At 44.1% G+C, this 1,044-nt stretch carries 1 protein-coding gene; it reads right to left on the bottom strand.

Annotation, left to right across the window (positions count from 1 at the left end; translation table 11 throughout):
• Positions 1-46 precede the first annotated feature (46 nt).
• Entirely contained in the window at positions 47-949 is a 903-nt protein-coding gene (locus tag JUJ53_RS00260; protein ID WP_343327862.1) for a ParB/RepB/Spo0J family partition protein, read from the bottom strand.
• Positions 950-1,044 lie beyond the last annotated feature (95 nt).

Here is a 1,044-nt window from a genome sequence, read left to right as displayed (position 1 = left end):
TTTCAGATGCTCATACGGCTTATGAATCAATTTCGAGGAGTGCCTGCTACGACGCTACGAGAGTTTTCTTCTGCCTAGAGTCATTGAAGAGCGATAACTCGTCGAGCAGTTCTGCGATTCGTCGTTGTTTTTCCTCGTCCTTCCATGCTTCAGATTTAGAAATATGCTTCCCGATTTTTGTCAGTCTTTGTTTAAGCGCCTGCCCAGGATCTGCTGTTGTACTAGGTTTAAGGCTTTTAATTCGCTCTCGAATTTCTGCTAAAGACAAATCTTGGTCAATTGCCTCTTTCAATAGCCTGCTGCGTTTCTGCTTGTCTTTGATGCGAGCAATTGCCTGAGCTTTTGTGTAAGCAATTTGCCCATTGCGAAGAACATCGAGAACATCTTCTGGCAGATTAAGGAGTGGCAGTCGGCTCGTTCTAAAAGATTCTGCCGAAAATCGCCCAATTCCCACCAGCATAGATTCAATTAACTCCAGGTTACGTAAAACGTTTCCCGTAACTTCTTGCTTTGTTTTACGCAGGTGAGCAATACGATTCAGTGTTGTAATGACATTATCAGTGCTGGTTTCCAGGACAATACTCAACAACTCAAGGACGGCTTCGGTCTCTTCAACAGGATTCAGATCCTCCCGCTGAAGGTTTTCCATTAGCGATACTTGCAGAGCTTGTTTATCATCAAAATTATGGATGACGACTGGAACATCTGACAGTCCATTTGCCTGTGCAGCTCTCAATCGTCTCTCCCCAGCTATTAACTGATAGCAGTCATTGTCTACAGGGCGAACTAGCAATGGTTCTAGAATGCCGTGTTCTTTGACTGATGTAATAAGCTGCTCCATGCTTTCAGGGTTGAAATACCGACGCGGTTGGCGTTCGGGCAGTGTGATTTGTTCAATCGGGAGACTACGTGTTCCGTTTGATTTACTACTATTTAGATAGGTGCTAATACCAATTTAATTTAAAGGGACATAGAATAGAGGGAGGGTCAATCCTGGAGGATAGAAATGAGTCGTCCATTCAAGCTTGAGATCACTGAGAGCGA

This window comes from Leptolyngbya sp. CCY15150, assembly GCF_016888135.1.
Lineage (GTDB): Bacteria > Cyanobacteriota > Cyanobacteriia > RECH01 > RECH01 > RECH01.
This window is presented reverse-complemented; position numbering and strand designations above follow the sequence as displayed.